Annotated in this window: 17 protein-coding genes; 4 read left to right on the top strand and 13 right to left on the bottom strand. The window is 63.7% G+C overall.

What is annotated here, in order from left to right; all coding sequences use genetic code 11:
• Positions 1–12: 12 nt before the first annotated feature.
• From K3M67_RS21120 to K3M67_RS21060, 13 genes are all read right to left on the bottom strand, one after another.
• Entirely contained in the window at positions 13–1,131 is a 1,119-nt protein-coding gene (locus tag K3M67_RS21120; RefSeq protein WP_285833245.1) for an IS110 family RNA-guided transposase, read from the bottom strand.
• 301 nt (positions 1,132–1,432) lie between these two features.
• On the bottom strand, positions 1,433–2,428 hold the full coding sequence (locus K3M67_RS21115) for a bile acid:sodium symporter family protein (RefSeq protein WP_353051196.1): 996 nt from the start codon (positions 2,426–2,428) through the stop codon (positions 1,433–1,435).
• A 34-nt stretch (positions 2,429–2,462) separates the two neighbouring features.
• A complete protein-coding gene (hpxZ, locus tag K3M67_RS21110; protein ID WP_285833328.1) occupies positions 2,463–2,843 on the bottom strand; it encodes an oxalurate catabolism protein HpxZ in 381 nt (126 codons plus the stop codon).
• Complete coding sequence (puuE, locus tag K3M67_RS21105; RefSeq protein WP_285833327.1) at positions 2,840–3,715, bottom strand: allantoinase PuuE; 876 nt, start codon at positions 3,713–3,715, stop codon at positions 2,840–2,842. Before puuE ends, hpxZ begins: the two co-directional genes overlap by 4 nt.
• Positions 3,712–4,893, bottom strand: coding sequence for a pyridoxal-phosphate-dependent aminotransferase family protein (locus tag K3M67_RS21100; RefSeq protein ID WP_285833761.1), 1,182 nt, complete (start codon positions 4,891–4,893; stop codon positions 3,712–3,714). Before K3M67_RS21100 ends, puuE begins: the two co-directional genes overlap by 4 nt.
• A 55-nt stretch (positions 4,894–4,948) precedes the next feature.
• The gene (locus tag K3M67_RS21095) at positions 4,949–6,184 is read right to left on the bottom strand and encodes an allantoate amidohydrolase (protein WP_285833326.1); all 1,236 of its coding nucleotides are present in this window, start codon (positions 6,182–6,184) and stop codon (positions 4,949–4,951) included.
• Positions 6,178–7,755 carry a gamma-glutamyltransferase family protein gene (locus K3M67_RS21090; RefSeq protein ID WP_285833325.1) on the bottom strand — a complete coding sequence of 526 codons (1,578 nt, stop codon included), beginning with the start codon at positions 7,753–7,755 and terminating at the stop codon, positions 6,178–6,180. Before K3M67_RS21090 ends, K3M67_RS21095 begins: the two co-directional genes overlap by 7 nt.
• Positions 7,746–9,092: an AtzE family amidohydrolase gene (locus tag K3M67_RS21085; protein WP_285833324.1), complete on the bottom strand. Its 1,347-nt coding sequence runs from the start codon at positions 9,090–9,092 to the stop codon at positions 7,746–7,748. The genes K3M67_RS21090 and K3M67_RS21085 overlap by 10 nt, the downstream gene beginning before the upstream one ends.
• The gene (locus K3M67_RS21080) at positions 9,089–9,250 is read right to left on the bottom strand and encodes a hypothetical protein (protein WP_285833323.1); all 162 of its coding nucleotides are present in this window, start codon (positions 9,248–9,250) and stop codon (positions 9,089–9,091) included. The genes K3M67_RS21085 and K3M67_RS21080 overlap by 4 nt, the downstream gene beginning before the upstream one ends.
• A 7-nt stretch (positions 9,251–9,257) precedes the next feature.
• Entirely contained in the window at positions 9,258–10,649 is a 1,392-nt protein-coding gene (locus K3M67_RS21075) for an amidohydrolase (RefSeq protein WP_285833322.1), read from the bottom strand.
• 23 nt (positions 10,650–10,672) lie between these two features.
• Complete coding sequence (locus tag K3M67_RS21070) at positions 10,673–13,954, bottom strand: TonB-dependent receptor (RefSeq protein ID WP_285833321.1); 3,282 nt, start codon at positions 13,952–13,954, stop codon at positions 10,673–10,675.
• Positions 13,955–14,229: 275 nt separating this feature from the next.
• Positions 14,230–14,883, bottom strand: coding sequence for a flavin reductase family protein (locus K3M67_RS21065; RefSeq protein WP_285833320.1), 654 nt, complete (start codon positions 14,881–14,883; stop codon positions 14,230–14,232).
• The gene (locus K3M67_RS21060) at positions 14,880–15,656 is read right to left on the bottom strand and encodes a GntR family transcriptional regulator (protein WP_285833319.1); all 777 of its coding nucleotides are present in this window, start codon (positions 15,654–15,656) and stop codon (positions 14,880–14,882) included. The genes K3M67_RS21065 and K3M67_RS21060 overlap by 4 nt, the downstream gene beginning before the upstream one ends.
• 226 nt (positions 15,657–15,882) lie before the next feature.
• On the opposite strand from K3M67_RS21060, the gene K3M67_RS21055 reads away from it, so the two are divergent.
• The 4 genes from K3M67_RS21055 (at position 15,883) to K3M67_RS21040 (ending at position 22,023) form a co-directional block, all read left to right on the top strand.
• Positions 15,883–17,067, top strand: coding sequence for an ABC transporter substrate-binding protein (locus tag K3M67_RS21055; RefSeq protein ID WP_285833318.1), 1,185 nt, complete (start codon positions 15,883–15,885; stop codon positions 17,065–17,067).
• A 3-nt stretch (positions 17,068–17,070) separates the two neighbouring features.
• Positions 17,071–17,946 carry a branched-chain amino acid ABC transporter permease gene (locus tag K3M67_RS21050; RefSeq protein ID WP_285833317.1) on the top strand — a complete coding sequence of 292 codons (876 nt, stop codon included), beginning with the start codon at positions 17,071–17,073 and terminating at the stop codon, positions 17,944–17,946.
• Positions 17,943–20,426, top strand: coding sequence for an ATP-binding cassette domain-containing protein (locus tag K3M67_RS21045; RefSeq protein ID WP_285833316.1), 2,484 nt, complete (start codon positions 17,943–17,945; stop codon positions 20,424–20,426). The genes K3M67_RS21050 and K3M67_RS21045 overlap by 4 nt, the downstream gene beginning before the upstream one ends.
• 493 nt (positions 20,427–20,919) lie before the next feature.
• The gene (locus tag K3M67_RS21040) at positions 20,920–22,023 is read left to right on the top strand and encodes a Fic family protein (protein ID WP_285833315.1); all 1,104 of its coding nucleotides are present in this window, start codon (positions 20,920–20,922) and stop codon (positions 22,021–22,023) included.
• Positions 22,024–22,422 lie beyond the last annotated feature (399 nt).

The raw sequence follows: 22,422 nt of genomic DNA, 5'->3' as shown, positions 1-22,422 counted from the left end.
GATGATGAGCCTTCATGCCTCAGCGGTGGGAGCCACCTCTTGCCCGATTGCCCAGAGGAAGGCGGCCATCTCCCGCGCGATTGCTGTGACCGCGACGGTCTTAAGCTTCCCGGCCTGGATCAGCTTTCGATAACGTGCGCAGAGCCTGATTTGCCCTTTCCATGCGATCTCGCGAACGGAGCGTGGTAGCCCTTCCAACCGTGCCTGGATCGTCTGGCTCACCCGGGCGGGAAAGCGGTAGGTCCATGCGCCTTCGATCAGCACGCGGCGAGCCCGCTTGTTGCCGGCCTTGGTGATGCCCCCGCGCTTCACCCGCTCGCCCGTTGAACTCTCGGATGGTACAAGCCCGAGATACGCCATCAACTGCGGCGCTGTTTCGAAGCGTCGTATATCGCCGATTTCCACGACAAAGGTGACGGCGTTGATGAACGCGATACCGCGCATCGCCTGGTAGGCTTCAACCACAGGTGCCATGGACCAGGACGCGGCTATCTCAGCGACCTGCTTGGTCAGCCTATCTTCTCGGACACCCGCATCCTCGATAGCCTGGATATATTCGACGAGCACGATGTGATGGGCGGGATGGGTGAAGCTCTGCGCTGCCAGCCAACGAAAATGCGCCCGTGTCCACGATGTGCGTCCCGGGAAAATCCGGCCATGGCGCAAGAGGAAGGACTGCAACTGCTGGCGAGCCTTCTTCAGCGCGTCATGGGCGCACTCACGAGCGCGGACAAGGTCGCGTACAGCCTCATGTGCTTCGTCCGGAACCCAGACGGCAGTCAACTCGCCGGCGCGATGAAGCCGTGCCAGGCTGACGGCATCGCGCCTATTGGTCTTCACCCGATCACCGGGGCGTTTGGGAATTAGAGAGGGCGCCACGACCTGGCACTCATGCCCCAGCGCGATGATCTGGAGATACAGATCGTACCCCGTCGGGCCAGCCTCATAGCAGAAGTGAAGCTTCGCCCCACGCTTCGCCAACTTGCCCACCATCGATGCGACCGACGTCGGCTCGGCGGAGATGTCGCCGAAAAAGCGGACTTCGCCGTTCCGTTCCTTTTCCGCGACTGCAACCGAGATCTTCGCTTTCGATGTATCGAGTCCGATGAAAAGTTCGCTATACTCGTCCATGGTTCGCCCTCGCTTAAGCTTGGGGATAGGCGCCGGTCCGTCCGGCGTAACCCCCGTTTCCTGCTTACTCCGAGGGCGGGCCAACTTCACCGCACGAACATACGGCCTAGAAAGTGCCGCCTTTGCACGGCGCACACCCTTATCGGTCATTCAGCACCCATTTTTACGCTCTCAGGTGCGGACCGGCAGCTTCCTCATTCTGGATGCCTTGGGCTGGCCGGTAGGCGACCGTCCGGTTCGTCGCTGGTATGTTGCGATAGCTGACGCTGGCACGCGTCGCCCACCCCCTGACGGTCTCAGTTCACCTTCCGCTTTGGGTCAGTGCCATGGAGACAGGCGTCGCGCTGCTCTCATCCCGATTCAGCCTTTGCGCGATGAAGGAGCATGCGATCAGCTGTATCTGGTGAAAGATCATCAGGGGCAGCAGGATCGGTCCCAGCATCGCCGGCGGAAAAAGAAGCCCAGCCATCGGCACGCCGGATGCGAGGCTCTTCTTGGACCCACAAAAAAGCAGCACCACCAGATCTTGCCGTTCCAGCCCCGCATAGCGCCCCAGATGCCAGGTCGCAGACAGGGCGATGGCCAGCATGATCGCGCACAGCGCCATCATGGCTGCAATTGTGGGCAACGTCACCTTCCCCCAAAGCCCTTCGACAACGGCCGCGCTAAAGGCGGCATACACGATCAGCAGAATCGATCCGCGATCGACATAGCCCAGTACCGCCTTGTGCCGCGTCACGAAACCGCCAATCACCGGCCGGGCCAGATGTCCCGCCACAAATGGCAGCAATAATTGCAGCGCGATTTTCTGAATTGCCGCATGCGAGGAATCCGCGCCGACCTGCCCGATCAGCAATCCCACCAGCAAAGGTGTCAGAAAAATGCCCAGCAGGTTGGAAATCGAAGCGCTGCACACTGCGGCGGCGACATTGCCGCGCGCCATGGCGGTAAAGGCGATGGACGATTGCACGGTAGAGGGCAGCAACGTCAGGAACAACAGCCCCATTGCGATCTCGCTCGCCACCCGTGGCACAGCGGCAACACCCAGCCCCATCAGCGGAAACAGGACATAGGTCGATCCCAGCACCAGCAGATGCAAGCGCCAATGGCCAATCCCCGCCCAGATGGCATCACGCGACAATTTCGAGCCGTGCAGAAAGAAAAGCAGGAATATGGCCGCCTCCCCCGCACCATCGATGGCGACGGCTGCTACGCCCTGCGCCGGCAGCAGCGCGGCCAGAGCGACCGTCGCCAGTAACGTGGTGATATAAGGATCAAGCGCCCTTAGCAGCTTCATCATCGGCACGAGCCGGTTTTAGAAAAAATCCCGCTCAATGCGTATTTCCTTCGAGGGAGACATGGGCGGAGACGACCTTCCATCCATCGGGGAATTTGACCCAGCTTTGCGTTTGGCGGCCGCGACGGTCGCTATTCTCGCGGAAGAATTCGGCGTCGGCGGTCGCGAAGCTGTCGCCATAGACGGTGATCGCGACCTTCCCCAATTTGCGCTGGGGGGAGCCGCCGCGCCCTTTGCGGAATTCGCGGATTTCCTCGATGCCGTATAGGACTTCACCAACGCCATAGCGGTTGGTGGTCGGCGCGTCATGGAACAGCAGGTCCATCGCCGGGATATCATCCTCCATCAGCGCGCGCTCATATTCCATGAAGGCGGCGGTCATTTCGGCAAGCAGGCCGGGATCGTCGATTGTCATTGCGGGTGAACCTCCATCCAGTGGCGGGCGATGTCGATGCGGCGGGCAACCCAGGCGTCGCCGCTGTCGATGACATGATCGAGGAAACGGGCGAGCGCGCGGGCGCGGCCGGGACGGCCGGCGATGCGGCCATGCAGGCCGACCGACATCATGCGCCCGCCCTCTTCACGCAACTGGTCGAACGTGTCGCGCAGATAGCGGAAGAACTGCTCGCCCTCGGTAAAGCCGTTATAGGCCACGATCTTCATGTCATTGGCGTCGAGCGTATAGGGGACGATCAGTTGGCCATGATGATAATAAGGCAGATCGTCGGCATAGCTGTCAGCGTCATAGATAAAGCCGCCTTCCTCGCGGATCAGGCGCGCCGTGTTGGGCGATGTGCGGCCCTGATACCAGCCCAGCGGCCGGCTGCCGGTCAGCTTTTCGTGCAGCGCGATCGCCTGCGCAATATGCACCCGCTCGACGTCTTCGGGCACGCTTTGATAGTCGATCCATTTCAGGCCGTGGCTGGCAATCTCCCAATCGGCGGCCAGCATCGCCTCGACCGCCTGCGGGTTCATCGCGATGGCGTTGGCGACGCCGAACACCGTGACCGGCAGGCCGCGATCGGTGAAGAGCCGGTGCAGCCGCCAGAAGCCGGCGCGGCTGCCATATTCATAGAGGCTCTCCATCGCCATCGCCCGATCGGGATGGCTAGCTGCGCCGACCATTTCGGACAGGAAGGCTTCGGACCCCTTGTCGCCATTGAGGACGCTATTCTCCGCTCCTTCCTCATAGTTGACGACAAACTGCACCGCGATCCTAGCGCTGCCGGGCCAGCGCGGATCGGGCGACGTGGCGCCATAGCCGATGAGGTCGCGGGGCTGGCTCATGCGTTCCATGCTTCCATCGCCGCCGTCACCGCTGCGCCGGCGGGCAGGCGATAGCCTTCCATCCGCAGACAGGCTTCCAGCGCGCCCAACGTGATCAATATCTTGTGCTGCATGGCGTTGTATCCCATCGCCCCGATCCGCCAGATGCGCCCGGCCAGTGGGCCAAAGGCAGTGCCGATCTCGATCTCGAACGTCTCGCGCATGGCGGTGCGCACCCGCTCGCCATCCACGCCATCGGGGATGTAGACGCCGGTCACATTGGTCATGCGATGGGCGTCCTCGCCAAAGAGGGTGAGGCCCATGGCGCGCAGCCCGGCGCTCATCGCCTGGCTGGCGGCGGCGTGGCGGGCATAGCGCGCCTCCAGCCCTTCGCCCAGCATGATCCGGGCGCATTCGCGCGCGGCATAGAGCATGGACGTCGCCTCGGTATGATGGTTGAGCCGCTTCTCGCTCCAATAATCCATGATCATGGCGAGGTCGAAATAGTTGGAGCCGATGCGCGGGCCGCTGCCATCGACCATGCCGGCGGCACGGATGCCCGCTTCGGTATGGCGGCGGGTGAAGATAAGGTCGGCCGCGCGATCGGAGATGGTGATGGGGGCAGAGCCGGAGGGACCGCCCAGGCATTTTTGCAGGCCGCCGGTGACGATGTCCGCGCCCCAGCGGTCGCTGGCCAGTTCCATGCCGCCGATCGTCGCGGTCGCATCGACATAGAGCAGAGCGCCCGCCGCATGGCACAGATCGCCCAGCCCATCGAGCGGCTGGGCCATGGTGGTGGAGGTATCGCCATGGAGGGTGGCGACGACCTTAGGGCTGGTGCGTTCGATGGCGGCGGCGATGGCGTCCAGCGGCACGACCTCGCCCCAGGGCGCGTCCACCGTCTCGATCAGTGCGCCGATGCGGCCCAATATCTCGCCCAGCAGCAGGCCGAACCGGCCAAAGTTCACCACCAGCACCGTGTCGCCGGGCGCAACCAGACTGACCAGCGCCGCTTCGATGCCGGCCCGCGCGGTCCCGTCCACCAGCATGGTCCAGCGATTGTCGGTACCGAAGATCGGCCGATAGAGCGCCATGACCTGGTTCATATAGCCGGTCATCTCGGGATCGAACTGGCCCAGCAGATCGGCGGACATGGCGCGCAGCACCCGGGGATGGGCGTTGACGGGACCCGGTCCCATCAGCAGCCGCTGGGGCGGATCGATCTCGCCAAAGAGCGTCGGATCGAAAGTGGCGTCAAGCGGCGGCAAAAGTCTCTCCCAGTTTCTCGATAAAGCCCGTTATGGCTTGGAGCGCGATATCCACATCGGCGGGATCGACATGCTCGGCCGGATTATGGCTGATCCCGTCCTTGCAGCGGATGAAGATCATGGCGGTGGGGCACAGCGCCGCCATCACCATCGCATCATGGCCCGCGCCCGACACAAGGCGGAAGGGCGACTGGCCGGCGTCGGCGATGGCTGCGTCCATCAGGGCCATCAGCGCAGGATCGCAGGGGCTGGCCGGCAGGTCGTGCACCTGCGCCAGCGACAGGCCAAGGCCGCGCGCGGCGGCAATATCGTCCAGCGCGGCGCGGATCGCCTGTGCCGCGCGGTTGCGCCGGGCCTCGTCGCCCGACCGCACGTCGATGGTGAAGCGCACTTCGCCCGGGATGACATTGGCCGCGCCCGGCAGCGCCTCGACCCGGCCCACGGTGGCGACCAGATCGTAGGCGTCGTCGCAAGCGATGCGCTCGATCTCCAGCATCATCTGCGCCGCGCCCGCCATCGCATCGCGGCGCAGGCCCATGGTGGTGGTGCCGGCATGGTTGGCCTGTCCAGTGACGATCGCAGCAAAGCGCAGTTGCGCCGCGATGCCGGTGACGGTGCCGATGGCAAGGTCCTGCGCCTCCAGCACCGGGCCTTGTTCGATATGCGCCTCCAGATAGGCGAGCGTCGTGCCCGGTGCGCGAACGGCGGAGAGATAGGCATCGATGTCGACGCCGGCATCGTGCAGCGCCACGCCATCGCCATCGCGCAGGTCCAGCGCGTCCAGGGAGAGCGTGCCGGCCACCGCCCGGCTGGTCAGCATCGCGGCGGGGAAGCGCGATCCTTCCTCGTCGCCAAAGGCGATGACCTCGATTCCGAAGGGCATGCGTCGCCCGGCTCGGTGCAGCGCGGCGACCGCCTCTACCCCCAGCATGATGCCCAGCGGCCCGTCATAGCGACCCGCATCGCGCACGCTGTCGAGATGGCTGCCGATCAGCAGCGCGGGGGCGCCAGCGTCGCTTCCTTCATAGCGGCCAATGAGGTTGGCGGCGGCGTCGCGCCGCACGGTCATGCCGGCCTCTTCCATCCATGTGGCGAGACTGTCCTGCGCAGCGGCATAGGCGGGCGTCAGATAGGCGCGATAGAGGCCGCCCTCCATGTCGCTATAGGGCGCAACGCCCAGCGCATCGCAGCGGGCGACGGCTCTGGCTCCGCCCGTCACCATGCCGCCACCCCGCCATCGCTGCGCGGATCGGTCGCGCCCTCCATCCGTCCGTCGGGGTGGCGTATGATCGCGCCGGCATGGCCCATCATCGCGGTCAGCGGGCCGACCCGCTCCACATCATGGCCCGCGGCCATGAGATCGGCGTAGAGCGCATCGTCAAACCCGTCCTCCAGCTTGAGCGTGGTCGACTGTTCGCCCCAGGTCCGCCCCAGCAGCCAGCGGGGCCGGCTGATGGCCTCCTGCACATCCACGCCATAGCGGGCGTAGCGGGTGAAGAGCGCGGCCTGCGTCTGGGGCTGCCCCTCGCCCCCCATCGTGCCATAGGCCATGACACGGCCATCGTCGAAGACGGCAAGCGCGGGGTTGAGCGTGTGGAAGGGCTTGCGTCCGGGCCTCAGCGCATTCCAGCCGCTTTCCGCCAGACGGAAGCTGCTGCCGCGATTTTGCCAGATGATGCCGGTATGGGGCAGCACCAGCCCCGATCCGAACTCATGATAGGTGGACTGGATGCAGGACACGACCCGGCCTTCGCCATCGGCCGCCGCGAACCAGCAAGTATCGCCATATTGCGAGGGCTGCGGCCAGGGCAGCGCGCGGGCGGGATCGATCTTCCCCGCCAGTTCATCCAGGGCGGCGGGATCGTCCAGCAGCCCCTGCCAGTCATAGTCGTGGAACGCCGGATCGCCGACATGGGCGTCGCGGATCAGGAAGGCCTGTTTGGTCGCCTCCACCAGCCCATGGACATGGTCGAAGCCGTCGGTGCAATCGGCGGCCAGCCGTTCGAACAGGGCCAGGATCAGCAGCGAGGCGAAGCCCTGCGTGGGCGGGGCGCTGTTATAGAGGGTCGCGCCGCCGATCGCGCCATGCAGCGGATCGGGCCGGGTCGCCCGATGCCCGGCCAGATCGGCGGCCGACACCGGGCTGCCCAGCGAAGCGAGATCGGCCGCGATGTCGGCGGCCAGTGCGCCGGTGTAGAAACTCTCCAGCCCCTCACTGGCCAGCCGCTCCAGCGTGTCGGCCAGTTGGGGCTGGCGCAGAACATCGCCCTCCGCCAATGGCCGGCCTTCCGGTTCGAAGATTGTGGCATAGGCGCCCGGCTGCACCCGCAGTTCGTCGCCTTTGGCCGCTGCAATGCCGGCGCCGCCAGCCGTGACTGCCACGCCGGCCCGCGCATGGGCGATCGCATCGCGCAGCAGGCGTGAGAGCGGCAGCGTTCCGCCCTCCAGCGCTGCCGCCCAACCTGAGATCGTCCCCGCCACCGTGTTCGCCGCCAGCGGACCGCGGGTTGGCACCGCCGCCAGTCCCGCATAGAGCGACAGATCCGCCGCCCCCGCAGCGCCCCCGCACCCATGGATCGCATGCACCTGCCCATCCGGCTCGCGCACCACCCAGAAACCGTCCCCCCCGATCCCGGTCATATGCGGATACACAACCGCCAGCGCCGCAGCCACAGCCACACACGCCTCAACCGCGCTCCCACCATCCCGCAGCACCGACAAACCCGCCGCACTCGCAAGACGATGTGGCGCCGTCACAAGGCCATTGTGACCGGATATCGTCGTCAGCGGCATGCCGGATTCTCACAGATGCGGGCGCGCAGCAGGCCGCGCTGTTCGAGGTCGGCGGCGAAGGCGAAGAGTTGCGCGTCGCTGCCCGGGGGACCGATCAACTGCACGCCGAGCGGCAAGCCATCGGCAAGAGCGAGGGGCGCAGCCACGACCGGGAGGCCGGCAAAGTTGAGGGGTTGGGTGAAGACGCCCAGATTGGCCCGGGCCGGAACGGGTCGTCCATCGATCCGAATGACGGGGTTATCGATAGGGGGCGCGATGCCGACCGTGACGGGTGAGACAGCGATGTGGACAGTTTCGAAGATGCGATCCAATTGCATCTTATAATAAATACGAAAATGCTGCGCATCGAGATAGGCGGCGGCTGGCATGGCCGCACCAGCGATCAGGCGGTCACGGGTGGCCGGGTCGAAGGCGGCGGGGTGACGGCGCAGCATGGGCAAGTGTCGCCTTCCGCCTTCGGCCGCAGTCATGAGGAAGGCGGCGGACCGGGCGCGCTCCACCTGCGGCAATTCGATGGTGGGCAGCGCCCCCAACCTGTCGCAGAAATCGTTGAAAGCACCGGCCATCGCCGGTTCCAGATTATTCGCGAACCAGCCGCCCAGACGGGCGACGCGCAGATCCTGCGATGCGTCCATTTGCAGCGGCTTTGCCGCCAATATGCCGGTGATGAGCGCCAGATCGCGCGCGCTTCGCGTGAAGGGACCGATATCGTCGAAGCTGTCGACGAAGGGGAAGACGCCCTCCATCGGCAACGCGCCATGGGTAGGCTTCAAACCCCAGACGCCGCACAGGCTGGCGGGGATACGGATCGACCCGTTCGTGTCCGACCCCAGGGTGAAGGGCAGCATGCCCGCCGCCACCGCCGCCGCCGAACCGCCCGACGATCCGCCGGCCAGCCGATCGGGATCATGCGGATTGCGGGTCGTGCCCCAGGTCGCGTTGACCGTGGCGAACCCATAAGCGAACTCGTCCATATTGAGCGTCGCCACCAGCACCGCGCCGGCCGCGTTCAGCCGGACGATCGCCTGCGCATCGACCGATGCAGGCGGCGCATCGCGGCGCATCCCTGCCCCTGCCGTCGTCGGCAGGCCGGCGATATCGAACAGATCCTTGACGCCATAGGGCACGCCCGCCAGCGGGCCGGGATCGATGCCGGCCGCAACCTTCTGATCCACCAGCGCTGCTTCGGCCAGTGCGCGCTTTTCCAGCAGGCGCGTGACGGCGTTGATCCGGCCGTCGGCGGCGCGGATGCGATCGATCGCCGCCTGCGCCGTCGCCACCGCGCTGACGCGGCCTTCACGTACTGCCTGCGCGATCGCCCACGCTTCGCCGGTCATGTTTGCGCCTCATCATCGCCGCGCACGATCGCCCAATGGTGGGAGAGCAGAGCGACATTGTCCGCCAGCATCGGCAGTTCGGCGGGGTCGACGTTGATGCCGAGCCGACGCAACAGCGCGGTCAGTTCGGCATCAACAGGAGTAGCATCTTCGATCATCGTGAGGTCAGGCGGCCGTCACGCCGTCCAGCGCGCCGGCAACCAGATTGCCGGCATGGAACACCGCCTTGCGCGGGCTTTGCCGTGCGACCGCTTCGGCCGAACAACTGGCCGGGACCAGCACCATGTCGGCCGCGTCGCCAACCTTTGGCCATATCTGATCGCCCGCCACGTTCAGCGGGGTGACACCGCCGGTCGCGATCCTGAGCGACTGGGCGATGCCCTGCTCGTCGCTCCAGCCATAAAGCTGGCAGGCGAGCTTGGCCTTTTCCAATATGTCGCAACTGCCGAACACGCCCCAGAAGCCCTGCACCGTATCCGTGCCGGTATAGACGCGCACGCCATGATCGAGCAGCGCGGGGACCGGCATGATCCTGCCGCCGAACGGCAGGGTCGAGATGACCGCCATGTCGAGCGAGGCCAGGCGCGTGGCGAGAGCGGCCATGTCCTTTTCATTGAGCGACATGAGTGAGAAGGCGTGGCTGATCGTCACCCGCCCTTTGAGCGCAGGCGTCTGTTCCACCTGATCGGCGATGCGGTGGATCGCGGCGATGCCGGTTTCGCCCGGTTCGTGCAGGTGAATGTCGACGCCCTTGTTCATATCCAGCGCGATTTGCATCAGCGCGTCGACGGAACGTTCCATGCCGCCATCGATCGCGGTGGGATCGATGCCGCCGACATGGGTGGCCCCCGCCGCCAGCGCCGCGCGCATCGTGGGGATCAGATCGGCACTGATGAAGCCCTGCTGCGGGAAGGCGACCAATTCGCTGCCAAAGCCGTCGGCGCGCCGATCCAGCAACGCCCGCATGATCTCCACATATTGCGTGCCGATGGAAGGATCGACATTGCACTGGACCCGCGCGAAGGTGGTGCCGTTGCGCTGCATCAGGTCGATGATCTTGCCCGCGCGATCGTCCAGCGTCGGCAGCAATTGCGGGTTGAGGATCTTTTCCTGCTCGATCAGGCCGCGAATGCCATTCTTGCGCTTGCGCGGCGCGACCCAGGGGCCGCCATAATAATTTTTGTCGAGATGGATGTGCATGTCGCGGAAGGAGGGCAGCAGCAACATGCCGCCGCCATCGCGCGCCACGACGCCAGCGGGCGCCGGCGCATTGGCGGGCAGCACGGCCGCCATCTTGCCATCGCGGATCAGGATCGACGCCTTCGTCGTCAGCGTGGCGGAAATGCCTTCCGCGTCGCGGGCATAGCCGCTTTCCAGCAGGACGTTGCGCAGCAGAAAACTGTCGCCTTTGACGGCCGGAGCCTTGCCCTTTACGGCGAAGGCAGGGGCTGCGGCGCTGGCGGCGCCGGCCGCCAGCGCCGCAGCTAGCACCCCGCGTCGGGACAGGGCCGGCCTGTCCATCGGCTTGCGACCCGCGGGGCTATTGCTGTCGATCATATCCTTCCCTTCCCTCTAGTCCGTCAGAATTTGAACCGCGCGCCGATCTTCATCTGCCAGACCGATTGCGTGTTGAAGCTGGTCGCGGCGCGACCCACGAAGCTGTCATATTGATAATAGTCGCCAACCGTGGGGCAAACCCCGGAGAACTGGCAATTGCGCGCAACGACATTGGCCGAGACATAGGGCGACGGGATCTGCTGGATCACGCCCCATTTGCGGTTCAGCAAATTACCGAAATTTTCGATGTCCAGATAGATTTCCGCCTTTGCCCCATCGGGGAAGAAGCCGGGAATTTCCTGGCTGATGCGCAGGTCGATGGTCGTCACCGGCGGCGCGGTGAAGGCGTTGCGCGGCGCAATGCCACCGGCATAGTTGATGAGACCCGTCTTCTTGAGGAAGGCGTTGAACGCGGCGAGATCAAAGCCAGCGCCATAGCGGACGATGGAGTCGCTGGTCGCGGTGACGACCCCGCCATCGGCCTTTGGCACATAGAGCAGTTGGCGGTTGCGGGTGGCGAGCGAGCCATTTTCGCCCACCAGCATGTCCGCCGCCTGATTGGCGTTGGCCCCGACATCGAAGGTGTAGCTGAACGGTTGACCCGAACGGCGCTGGCCAAAGACGGTCAGGCGCGTGCGGTAATCGCCGAAGAAGGCATGTTCGTAGCTGAGCGACAATTTGGTGAGATTGCGAAATTCATAGTTGGACGTCGCCAGCGACGGATCATTGGGATCGGAGGTCGCGACGCCGCTATAGTTGGAGGCGGCGACCGTGGTGATTCCCGGATTAATGTCCTTCGACCGGATATAGGTGTGGGACAGCGACGTCTCCAGCCCGGTCAGCGGCCCTTCCACCCAGCGCTTAGCGACGGCCAGACCGATCTGGTTGGCATAGCCCTGCTTTGTGTTGGTGACGAGGATGTCGTTGCGGTTGTCGCGCGTGCGCAGATAGGTGGGGCGGCCATCGGGCGCGGCCGGTCCCTGATTGGCGCCGGCATAGAGTTCATACCAGGCGACCGCATTCTGCACTTCGCTGTGGATGAATTCGCCCGCCACCCGCCAGTTGTTGCCCAGCGCGCCAAGATCGAACTCCTTCTGCGCGCCAACCGACATCTTCCAGGTCGACTGCGGTTTGAAATCCTTGTCGAGTACGTTGATCAGGCCCTGCCCGCGCCCGGCGCTTTGGGTGTTCTGTTCCTGAAGCGCAGGATTGACGTTGAGGCCATCGACATTGCTGAGGCCGGCAAGGCAGGCGGCGCTAGCCGACGCATTGCGCGTGCAGGTGACATTGCCCAGCATCATGCCGGTATTGTAGAAGGTGTTGGCCGTCCAGACGGTGGGTGATCCACCGCCGAACAGGCCAACGCCCCCATAGACGGTCAGGGTCGGGTCCGGCTTCCAGTTGAAGCCGAAGCGCGGCTGGAGCAAATGCTTGCCATCTAGATTTTCCGTATTCGACAGACCGTAGCGGGCCATGACCACCGGATTTTCAGCCGGATGATCCGACTGTTCGAAGAAATCATAGCGCAGGCCGGCCTTCAGCGTCAGTTCCGGCAGCAGCGCCCATTCGTCCTGTAAGTAGAGCGTGTTGGTGGTGGTATGGGCGGTGAAGCCGCCTTCCGATTTGTCGTTGCTGGCGGCGTTGGCATAGCTGACCGAGGAGGCGTTGCGGTTGCGCAGGTCATCGAGCGAATTGAAGACGTAAGAGCCATTGGCGTTCTGCACGAACAGATCCCAGAGCTTGAGCGTTTCGCGCTCATAGCCTGCGGTGATGCGGTGCGATCCGGCGGTATAGGTCGCCTTGGCGCGATATTGCTGGAGATAGGTGGTCAGTTCGTTCGCCTGATAGGAGGCGTTGGTGCCGGCAAAGATGCTCGGCCCGGTGGTGGTGCCGTTCAGATAGACGCGGAACTGCGCGAAATCATTGCCGGCCAGCGGATAGCCGGGATTGTCCATCTTCTTGTAGGAGGCGCTGATTTCCGTGCTGAAATTATCGGTCCAGTCGGAAAAGACCTGCGCCTTGTACACATCCAGATTATTCTGGCGCTCCACCCATTGCGACAGCAGGCCCAATGAGGTGCTGGAGCCGGTAAGCGTATTGCCGTTCGCCGAGATGGAGGAGCCTTTGGTCCGCTGATAGGAGACGGTCGCGCGGTGGCCGGGCGCGATGTTCCAATCGAGCTTGGCGAAGATTTTCTCGTCGCGTGAGGGCAGTCGGGTCGCTTCATAACCCAGCGGGTCATAACCATAGACGTCCTGCAATATCTGGCGGACGGCATTGGCCTGTTCGACGCTGACGCCGGGCACCTGATTGGCGAAGCTGGAGCCGGTGGGACCGACCAGCGAGGGTTCGGTGCGACTGAACTTTTCATAGTTCAGGGTGAAGAACAGGCGATCGCGAATGATCGGGCCGGTCAGGGTGGCGCCGAAGGTCTTTTCGGAGAATTTGCCGGTCAGGCGGCGGCTCTGGCGCGATCCGTCCTGGAAATCGGTATAGGCGAAATCATTCCCCTGAAGGCGGTCGCCGGTATATTCGTAGAAAGCCTGACCGTGGAACTGGTTGCCGCCCGACTTGGTCGTGGCGTTGAGCGTGCAGCCGCCAAAGGCGCCATAGTTGACGTCATAGGGGGCCAGTTCGACGCCCAGCGTTTCCACGACGTCGATCGAGATGGGGGAACGCTGGGTCGGGTAGCCATTTGCCTGCAAGCCGAAATCATCATTCTGGCGCACGCCGTCGATGGTGAGCGAATTGGTGCGGTTGTTCGCCCCGCCGCACACCAGCGCGTCATTATTGGTCGGGTCGACCGCGACGAACGGGTTCATGCGCGCCAGATCTTTCAGATCGCGGCTGATGGACGGCGCGGCTTCAATCTTTTGCGCGGAGAAGTTGGAGCTGGGACCGGTCTTGAGTTCGCCGCCGCCGACCGAGGAGGCGGTGACGACGATCGCTTCGGCTTCGCCCAGCGCAAAATTCACCTGAAACGGATCACCGGTGTTGATCGCGGGAATATCCACCGACTTACTGCCCAGGGTGGGCGAATTGGCGGTGACGCGATAGGGACCGCCGGGGCGCAGGTTGCGGGCGGCATAGACGCCTTCGCTGCTGGTCGTGGCCGTCGTGGTGGTGCCCGACGGGATGTGGACGATCGTGACCGGCACATTGGCGACCGGCGCGCCGTCAGGATCGGTCAGGCGGCCGTTGATGGCCCCGGTGATGATCTGCGCATGGAGCGCCGAGGGCACGCTGGCCAGTGCGACGCTGACCGCGCCCAGAGAAAGACCGACGGCAAATTTCGTGATCCGCATATCCGTAAACCCCCACGTTTCGAATTATCGATCGGTCATGCGGCGGGCCTTTGCCCTGCCGGTGCAAGCGACCCGATCGCCCGTTGCGAATCATGTCATAAGGGGAATTTCGTCTATGATCCAAGATTAAATCGTCAACGATCTAAGATATTTTCGAAAACGATGATTTTCTGCGGATTTTCACCTTCCGGCACTGCGCAGTCCGAATATGCAAAAAGGCCCTGCCCTGTTCGGGCAAAGCCTTTTACCAATATCGTTGACGATTTATCGCGATTTCAGATGCGGTCTATGGCGGTTTCCCGCGTCTCCCCCTGTAACGCGAAACGATCGCGCGTGCGGGTGTAGAAGCTGGCGCCGAAGCGGCCGACCGGGAAATAATCCTGGAGATTGACGCGCCAGAGCTGGGTGTCGATCAAGCCTTCGCGAGCGTGGAGATGCAGGATTTTGCCCAGAAAGATGTAACGGCTTTCGGTTTCGATCTTTTCCCAGAGTTGGCATTCAAAGGCGATCGGCGCCTGCACGATGCGCGGTGGCCGCACGCTGACGGAGGGAAGGGCATCGAAGCCGACCAGATCCAGTTCGCTCTGTTCGGGCGGCAGCGACTGGCCGCAATCATGCATCTGCCCGGCAATCGCCTCATCCGCCATATGAACGACAAACTCGCCCGATTGCAGGATGTTGGCGGCCGTATCCTTGAGCGCGCCGTCCTCCAGCCGATTGATGCTGATCATCACCAGCGGCGGATCTTCTCCCAGCATGGCGAACATGCTGAACGGCGCGGCGTTAACGACGCCATCGGCATTGACCGTCGTAACCAGCGCGATCGGACGCGGCACGATCAGGCTCGCCATCAGCTTGTAGCGCTGATAGGCGCCGATCGCGTCGAAATCGACATGGGTCTGCGGCAAGGCGCCGTCCGGCCGGGTCATCCGATGTTCAGCATCTGGGCGAGGGTCTGGGCCGACGCCTTACGATCCAGGCAGATATTATCCTCCAGGCTGCGCAGATGCTTGCCCATTTCCGCGCGCGCCGATGCGACGTCGCCCTTGGCCATATAGTCCACGATACGCCGATGTTCGGCATGTTCGCACGCAGCATTGCCGATCGGCTGATAGAGCGCGACGATCAGCGAACAGCGCGTCATGAGTTCGGTCAGATAGTTGATGAGGATCGGGTTGCCCGCGACCGTCGCGATTTTCAGGTGAAATTCGCGGGCGCAGGCGGCCCAGGCCGGCTGATAGGGATTGTGCGTGACGCCATGTTCATGATCGAGAAGGCGGCGCAATTCCTCCAGATCTTCCGGCTTGTGACGGCGCGTCGCCAGTTCCACGATTGAGACTTCGAGCGCGCGGCGCGCCTCGAAAATCTGACGGGTTTCCTCTGGCGTCGGGGCCGCGATCACCGCGCCCTTGTTGGGGCGCAGTTCCACGATCCGTTCATGCTCCAGCCGCTGCAACACCTTGCGGATCACGGCGCGCGATACGTTGAACAGTTCGCATAATGCTGGCTCAGGCAACTTCGTGCCGGGCGTCAGCCGCTGATTCAAAACGCTGTCGAAGACCGTCTGATAGATATGCTGTTCGATATCGACGCCATGCGCCGCCACGCCGGACCCCAGATCCGGCGCGGATTCAGCCTTGCGGACGCGACGCTTCGGGGCAGCAGAAGTAGTTTCGCTGGACATATCGATGCTCTGACTCATGATCCATCATTGCCTTTCAAAGACTGGCGGCATGGCGCCACCCTTACCCCTCTGCACTCCACTCTCAAGGCCGTGGTGGATATGCGACACCCCATTGCACCATATACACGTCAATTTGCAAGAGAAATGATGGACGATCTTTAATATAAATCGTCAACGATTTTTGTATTGAATTGTTTCGTTTTAATGATAGCCCATTGCCATCACCGTAGGACGAAAGTGGACCATGGCGATTCTCTCTTCGCGTCGCACCATCCTGACAGGTATCACCGGCAGCATCCTTGCCGGCCTGACAGGCTGCACCAGACAGGATGGCATGATCCGCATCGGGCTGATCACCGCTTTGTCCGCGCAGTCGGCCAAATCGGGCGAGGCGATCTCGCGCGGCCTCTCCATCGCGATCGACGACATCAATGCCGGCGGCGGCCTGCTGGGTCGCAAGCTGGAGATGATCCGGCGCGATGATGAGAGCAACCCTGGCAAGGGCGTGATCGCCGCACGCGAACTGCTGTACAAGGAAGGCGTGGCGATCCTGTTCGGCGGCCTTGATACGCCGGTTGCCCGCGCCATCGTGCCGATCGCGACCGCCGCCAGAACACCCTTCGTCGTGCCATGGGCGGCGGGCACCGTCATCACCCATAATGGCACCGATCCCAATTTCGTGTTTCGCGTGTCCGCCGTCGATGAACAGGTGGACAAGGCGATGGTCGCCTTTGCCCAGACCCAATATCATACGCGCCGGCCGGGCCTGATCATGCTGAACAATCCCTGGGGCCAGTCCAATGAAAAGGGGCTGAAGGCCGCGCTTGCCGCCGCACATCTGCCGGCCGCCGGATCAGAGCGGTTCGAACATGCCGACGTCGATGTGACACCGCAACTGGGCCGTCTGCGCGCAGACGGCGCCGATTGCCTGCTGATGGTGGCGACGGTCGGCCCGTCGGCGCAGGTGGTAAAATCGCTCGACCAGATGGGATGGGACGTGCCGATCGTGTCCCATTGGGGACCGGCAGGCGGACGCTTCGGCGAACTGGCCGGGCCGCATGCGAAAAGGGTGAAATTCGTGCAGACATACAGCTTTCTGGGACCGAACAATCCGGTCAAGACGCATGTGCTGGCCGCGCTGAAGGCCAAATATCCCGATATCAAGGGGCCGCAGGACGTCACTCCGGCGGTCGGCGTGGCCAACGCCTATGACGCGATGCATCTGGCCGCGATCGCCATCCGCACCGCAGGGTCGACCGATGGCGACGCCGTGCGGCGCGGCTTTGCCCGGATCGACCGCTATGACGGGCTGATCAAAAGCTATCGCGCGCCCTTCGCCGCTGGGCAGGATGCGCTGGGCGAAGAGGATTATATCTGGGCGGAGTTCGACAAGGGCCGGATCGTTCCTTTGCCGGCGGGCGCGGCCTGAGCCATGGACATGGTTCCCGCCCTCCTCACCGGCCTTGCGCTCGGCTCCCTCTATGGGCTGATCGCGCTGGGCTTTCACATCACCTCGTCAGTCTGCGGCACGGTCAATTTCGCGCAAGGGTCCAGCGCAATGCTGGGCGCAGTCCTATTATGGATGCTGGCGCAAGCCGGATGGCCTGTGTCGGTCGCCGCAATCGCCGCCATCGCCCTGTGCGGTCTTTATGGCTTGCTGGTCGAGCGGATCGCCATCCGTCCCTTTCTGGCGCGGCGATCCGACGCCTGGCTGATGGCGACGGTGGCGCTGGGGCTGGTGTGCGACAATGGCATGATGCTGGTCTTTGGCGCGGAGCCGCGATCGCTCCCCTCCTCGCTCGCACAATCGTCGGTGCGGCTGGGCCAGATCGATCTGGGCGTCTATCCGCTGCACCTGCTGATCCCGATCGCGATGCTGCTGCTGGCCGGCGGGATCGACCTGTTCCGTCGCCGCACCCTGCACGGCATCGCCATGCTGGCGGTGGCGCAGAACCGGGACGCCGCGCGCATCATGGGCATAGCGGTGCCGCGCGTCATCGCCGCCGCCTTCGCCTTGTCCTCCGCCCTTGCCGGCGTGGCGGGCATGCTCATCGCGCCGCTGGCCCATGTCGAAACCAGCATGGGCGTGGTGCTGGGCCTTAAAGCCTTTGCCGTCGCCATATTGGGCGGCCTGGGCAATGCCTGGGGCATTGTCGCCGCCGCCATATTGTTCGGCCTGGTGGAAGCGCTCGTCACGCTCGGCCTCGGGTCGGGATATACCCAGATCGTGACCTTCCTGCTGGTCATCATCACCCTCGCCCTGCGCCCGGATGGGCTGCTCGGCCGCGCTCAGGTACGCAAGGTATGATCGCTTTTCCCGCCTCCCGCCCGGCCCAAGCGCTGTTCTGGGCGCTGTGCCTGACCGGCGGCATTGCCGGGGCCTTGCTGCTCAACGGCTATTATGCGTTCGTCATCGGGCAGATCGCCCTGCTGGTCATCGCCGGCATCGGCCTCAATATCCTGATCGGCCTGTCGGGCGAATTCAGCTTTGGCCATGCCGCCTTCTACGCGATCGGCGCATATACGGTCGCGATCTGTACTTCGCGCGGATGGCTGCCCTTCTGGATCGCCTGGCCGATCAGCGTCGTCGTGGCGACGGGGATCGGCGCGTTGCTCGCTTTGCCCGCCCTGCGCGTGAAGGGCCCCTATCTGGCCATGGTGACGATCGCCTTCGGCCTGATCGTCGAACAGACATTGGTCGAGGCCGAAAGCCTGACCGGCGGGCAGAGCGGCATTTTGCAAATCGCGCCGATCTCGATCGGCGGGATCGCGCTGAGCGACCGGGCGATGGCGATCGTCGCGATATTGACGGCCGGGCTGGTCATGGCCGCCTATCACCGGCTGTCGCGCAACGGCTGGGGCGCAGCCATGCGCGCGGTGCGCGACAGCGACCATGCCGCCGCGTCGATCGGCATCGATCCACTATATATCCGCATCGTCGCCTTCATGGCGTCGGCCGCCTGCTGCGCGCTGGCAGGCGGGCTGTCCGCGCCGCTCAACAGTTTCGTGACGCCGCAGTCCTTTGGCCTCAGCTTCTCCATCGTGCTGGTGCTGGTCGTTGTGATCGGCGGCGCGGGCGCGCGATCCGGCCCGGTGCTGGGCGCGATCGTCATCGGCCTGTTGCCTGAACTCCTGTCTTCGCTGGAAGCCTATCGCGTACTCGCTTATGCGGCGCTCGTCCTGGTGGTGCTGTGGATCGCGCCGGGCGGCATGGCCGGCCTGCTGCGCATCGGGCAGACAGAGGCCGCGCCCGACATGGACCCCACGCCTCTGGCCGACCGATTGAGCCGAAGGGCGCGCGTCGGCCTGCATGGCCGGTCGCTGGCCATCCATTTTGGCGGCGTGCGGGCGATCGACGCGCTGGACATCGATATTCCGGCCGGCATCGTGACGGCGCTGATCGGTCCCAACGGGGCCGGTAAATCGACCGTCATCAACATGCTGAGCGGCTTTTACCGGCCCGATGAAGGCACGCGCATGATTGGCGACACGCCCCTGCCGCCCGGCCGATCCTTCATCGCGGCGCGGGCCGGCATCGCCCGCACCTATCAAAGCTCCGCTTTGTTCGACAGCATGAGCGTGGAGGAGAATATCCTGCTGGCCCTGCACAAGGGGCGGCCCGGCCGCCTGCTAGGCGTGGCCGCCAGAGACAGCGCAACCATGAAGCGCCAGGCCCATGGCCTGCTGCGCGCCTGCGGCTATGCCGGCGCGCCCTCCACGCCCGCCAGCGCACTGGCCCATGTCGACCGCCGGCTGGTGGAAATCGCCCGCGCGCTGGCCATCGATCCCGACGTCATGCTGCTGGACGAACCGGCCGCCGGATTGTCGCAGGGCGAAAAGCGGGTGCTGGGCGATTTGCTGCGGTCGATTGCCGCGGCGGGCATCGGCGTTGCGCTGGTCGAGCATGACATGGGGCTGGTGATGGGCGTGGCGGACCGGGTCGTGGTGCTGCGCACCGGCGCGCTGATCGCCACGGGCACACCCGCGCAGGTGCAGGCCGATCCGCTGGTGCGCGAAGCCTATCTGGGCGAACGGTCCGTGCGGCAAAGCCCGCCCGCGATCGAAAAAGGCGGCGAGCCGGCGCTGGGCGCCTATGCCATCCATGCCGGCTATGGCGCGGGCGATGTGTTGCACGGCATCGATGTGGAGTTGCGCAAGGGCGAATCCGTGGCGCTGCTGGGCGCGAACGGCGCGGGCAAATCGACTTTGATGCGCATCCTGTCCGGCCTGATGCCGGCGGGCGACGGGCATTTGCGGCTGGAGGGGAAACAGATCAACGGCCGGTCCGTCGTTGCGCGGGTGCGCGCCGGGCTGGTGCTAGTGCCCGAAGGGCGGCAGGTCTTCCCCGAATTGTCGGTGCGCGACAATCTGCGGCTGGGCGCCTATACGTGCCGGGCCGGGATGGCGGAGCGGCTGGACGCGATATTGGCGCAATTTCCGCGCCTGACCGCGATGCTGGACCGGCGTGCCGGCCTGCTGTCGGGCGGCGAGCAGCAGATGCTGGCGGTTGGCCGCGCGCTGATGGCACAACCGCGCATCCTGTTGCTGGACGAACCGTCGCTGGGCCTGTCGCCGCAAGCGACGTCGGACCTGTTCGACCAGCTCGCCGCCATTCGCGATGAGGGCATGGCGATGCTGATCGTGGACCAGATGGCGGATCTGGCCCTCTCGCTTTCCAGCCGCGCCTATCTGCTCCATCAGGGGCATATCACGAAAAAGGGCTTTACCGTGGACATGGCAGCGGGCGGAGCATTGGAGACGGACTATCTGTCCGGAAGCACACAATAAATTTGAAACGCGCGCGCAAGACGGCGGCTGTCGTCAACACCGGGCTCTCCAGCCGTACACGGATGCCATCGTCGGTCGACTGACGAAGGATGGATGCCATAGACCGTGCTCAGAAAATATCCCAGACCCAGTCGTAGTCTGAATGTCCGCTTCCAGGCGCAGTAAAGTCCGTGTCTAACGGCATATATGGGCGCCTTGGCGCCTCCGGCATGAGGCTCGCACAGGTCGGTGAATGGCTGCTTTGTTGAGTCGGTTTCTCCGAAGCCGAAATTCGGGAAAGTCCCCGGGCGAGACGTTGAGCCGACGTAGCGCAGCCCCGGTTCGAAGGTCGGCTTACCCAGGGCGGACGTTCCGCAGCCGGGCCGGAAGGTCCCAATCCAAGGCAGAGTAGCTGCCAAACATTGGGCGTACGTTAGCCAGCATGATGCATAACTACTGGATTTATGCATCATTATTCTCTATATGGTGAGTGATAAATTGGAATTTATACCTCATGAAATGGAACTGGCAGCAACCAGACTGGCCGAAATTTCGCTGGGAAAGCGCACGCCTGGCGACGCTTGAAGGCCAATTTCTGCAACAATCCGGCATCCTTATCGGTTCGGTCAAGCACCTGACTGAGGATGACCGTGCGGCTGTCACCATTGACATAATGACCGGTGAGGCGCTCAAGACCTCGGAGATCGAAGGCGAACTGCTCAATCGTGACAGCGTGCAAAGTTCGTTACGCCGCCAATTCGGTCTCGAAACCAGCGATCGCAGAATTCCTCCTGCTGAACGTGGTATCGCCGAAATGATGATCGCCCTTTACCGCAACTTTGCCGATCCGCTAACGAACGAAACTCTCTTCGCTTGGCACGAAATGGTCGTCAGTGGACGCCGCGATATCGATGCCGTCGGCCGCTATCGTGATCACGAGGATGCGATGCAGGTCGTCTCCGGGTTTGTTCACAAGCCGACGGTTCACTTCGAGGCGCCCCCCTCAAAAGATGTGCCGGAAGAAATGCAAGGCTTCCTTGATTGGTTCACCAGTTCAAGCACAGGGGGATCGAACCCCTTGCCCGCCCTGACCCGCGCAGGGATCGCCCATCTCTACTTCGTTTCGGTCCATCCCTTCGAGGACGGCAATGGACGCATCGCTCGCGCACTTGCAGAAATGGCTCTCTCCCAAGCTATCGGCCAGCCGAGCCTGATTGCCCTGTCGCAGGTGATACAGCGCAGCCGCTCCGCGTACTACAACGCACTGGAGGCAGCCAACAAGCGAAACGAGATCACCGGGTGGCTAACCTACTTTGCACAGACGGTACTGGACGCTCAGGAACACAGTCTCGCGCTGATCGACTTCCTCCTCGCGAAGGTCAAATTCTACGACCTTTTCCGCAATCAGATGAATGAGCGGCAAGCCCGGGTCATTGCCCGCATGTTCAGGGAAGGGATCGATGGCTTCACAGGCGGACTCAGCGCCGCCAACTACATCACGATCACCGGCACCTCGCGTGCGACCGCCACTCGTGACTTGCAAGAACTCGTCGCAATGGGGGCGCTGACACAATCGGGCATGCTCAAATCGACACGCTACCAGTTGGCGATCGCGTAGTGCCTAACATCCGTATTTTAAACACGCCTAGCCAAATTAGCCGTTCAAAGTTGCTCGGCCGCCCCGGAACAGGAAGAGCAAATTCCGCTTGCCAAATTGTTCCCCAGGACGCAACATGTGTCCCAACGGCTTTCTAAGAAATGCCATAAGCCGTTGAAACTAAGCCGCTTTATGGGCAGCACCCGTGCCTACAGTGCATTACAAAACGCCTCCGGCGTGCGTCCCTTCTTCGCAGCGCTTTCCCGCGCTGCGCTGCCTCGTGCCGGAAGGCGCGGGGCACCCCGAAGGGGTCTTCAAATCTTTAGACAATGAACAGTCTCTCTGATCGGGAAAAGGGGCGTTGCCTCCCCAAATGAGGTCCATCGCCACGCCAGCGATTGCATCCGGGATGCACCGTGG

It is taken from the genome of Sphingobium sp. V4 (assembly GCF_029590555.1).
Taxonomy (GTDB): Bacteria; Pseudomonadota; Alphaproteobacteria; order Sphingomonadales; family Sphingomonadaceae; genus Sphingobium.
Note: the sequence above shows the minus strand (reverse complement) of the source record. Positions and strands in the feature narration are given on the sequence as shown.

What these genes read in the sequence shown, in the direction of transcription:
- K3M67_RS21085 (WP_285833324.1), bottom strand. Translation starts at nt 9,092, where the DNA reads ATGACCGGCGAAGCGTGGGCGATCGCGCAGGCAGTACGTGAAGGCCGC.
- puuE (WP_285833327.1), bottom strand. Translation starts at nt 3,715, where the DNA reads ATGAGCCAGCCCCGCGACCTCATCGGCTATGGCGCCACGTCGCCCGAT.
- K3M67_RS21055 (WP_285833318.1), top strand. Translation starts at nt 15,883, where the DNA reads ATGGCGATTCTCTCTTCGCGTCGCACCATCCTGACAGGTATCACCGGC.
- K3M67_RS21050 (WP_285833317.1), top strand. Translation starts at nt 17,071, where the DNA reads ATGGACATGGTTCCCGCCCTCCTCACCGGCCTTGCGCTCGGCTCCCTC.
- K3M67_RS21090 (WP_285833325.1), bottom strand. Translation starts at nt 7,755, where the DNA reads ATGCCGCTGACGACGATATCCGGTCACAATGGCCTTGTGACGGCGCCA.
- hpxZ (WP_285833328.1), bottom strand. Translation starts at nt 2,843, where the DNA reads ATGACAATCGACGATCCCGGCCTGCTTGCCGAAATGACCGCCGCCTTC.
- K3M67_RS21120 (WP_285833245.1), bottom strand. Translation starts at nt 1,131, where the DNA reads ATGGACGAGTATAGCGAACTTTTCATCGGACTCGATACATCGAAAGCG.
- K3M67_RS21100 (WP_285833761.1), bottom strand. Translation starts at nt 4,893, where the DNA reads ATGGGACCGGGTCCCGTCAACGCCCATCCCCGGGTGCTGCGCGCCATG.
- K3M67_RS21115 (WP_353051196.1), bottom strand. Translation starts at nt 2,428, where the DNA reads ATGAAGCTGCTAAGGGCGCTTGATCCTTATATCACCACGTTACTGGCG.
- K3M67_RS21080 (WP_285833323.1), bottom strand. Translation starts at nt 9,250, where the DNA reads ATGATCGAAGATGCTACTCCTGTTGATGCCGAACTGACCGCGCTGTTG.
- K3M67_RS21060 (WP_285833319.1), bottom strand. Translation starts at nt 15,656, where the DNA reads ATGAGTCAGAGCATCGATATGTCCAGCGAAACTACTTCTGCTGCCCCG.
- K3M67_RS21045 (WP_285833316.1), top strand. Translation starts at nt 17,943, where the DNA reads ATGATCGCTTTTCCCGCCTCCCGCCCGGCCCAAGCGCTGTTCTGGGCG.
- K3M67_RS21065 (WP_285833320.1), bottom strand. Translation starts at nt 14,883, where the DNA reads ATGACCCGGCCGGACGGCGCCTTGCCGCAGACCCATGTCGATTTCGAC.
- K3M67_RS21095 (WP_285833326.1), bottom strand. Translation starts at nt 6,184, where the DNA reads ATGGTGACGGGCGGAGCCAGAGCCGTCGCCCGCTGCGATGCGCTGGGC.
- K3M67_RS21040 (WP_285833315.1), top strand. Translation starts at nt 20,920, where the DNA reads ATGAAATGGAACTGGCAGCAACCAGACTGGCCGAAATTTCGCTGGGAA.
- K3M67_RS21075 (WP_285833322.1), bottom strand. Translation starts at nt 10,649, where the DNA reads ATGATCGACAGCAATAGCCCCGCGGGTCGCAAGCCGATGGACAGGCCG.
- K3M67_RS21070 (WP_285833321.1), bottom strand. Translation starts at nt 13,954, where the DNA reads ATGCGGATCACGAAATTTGCCGTCGGTCTTTCTCTGGGCGCGGTCAGC.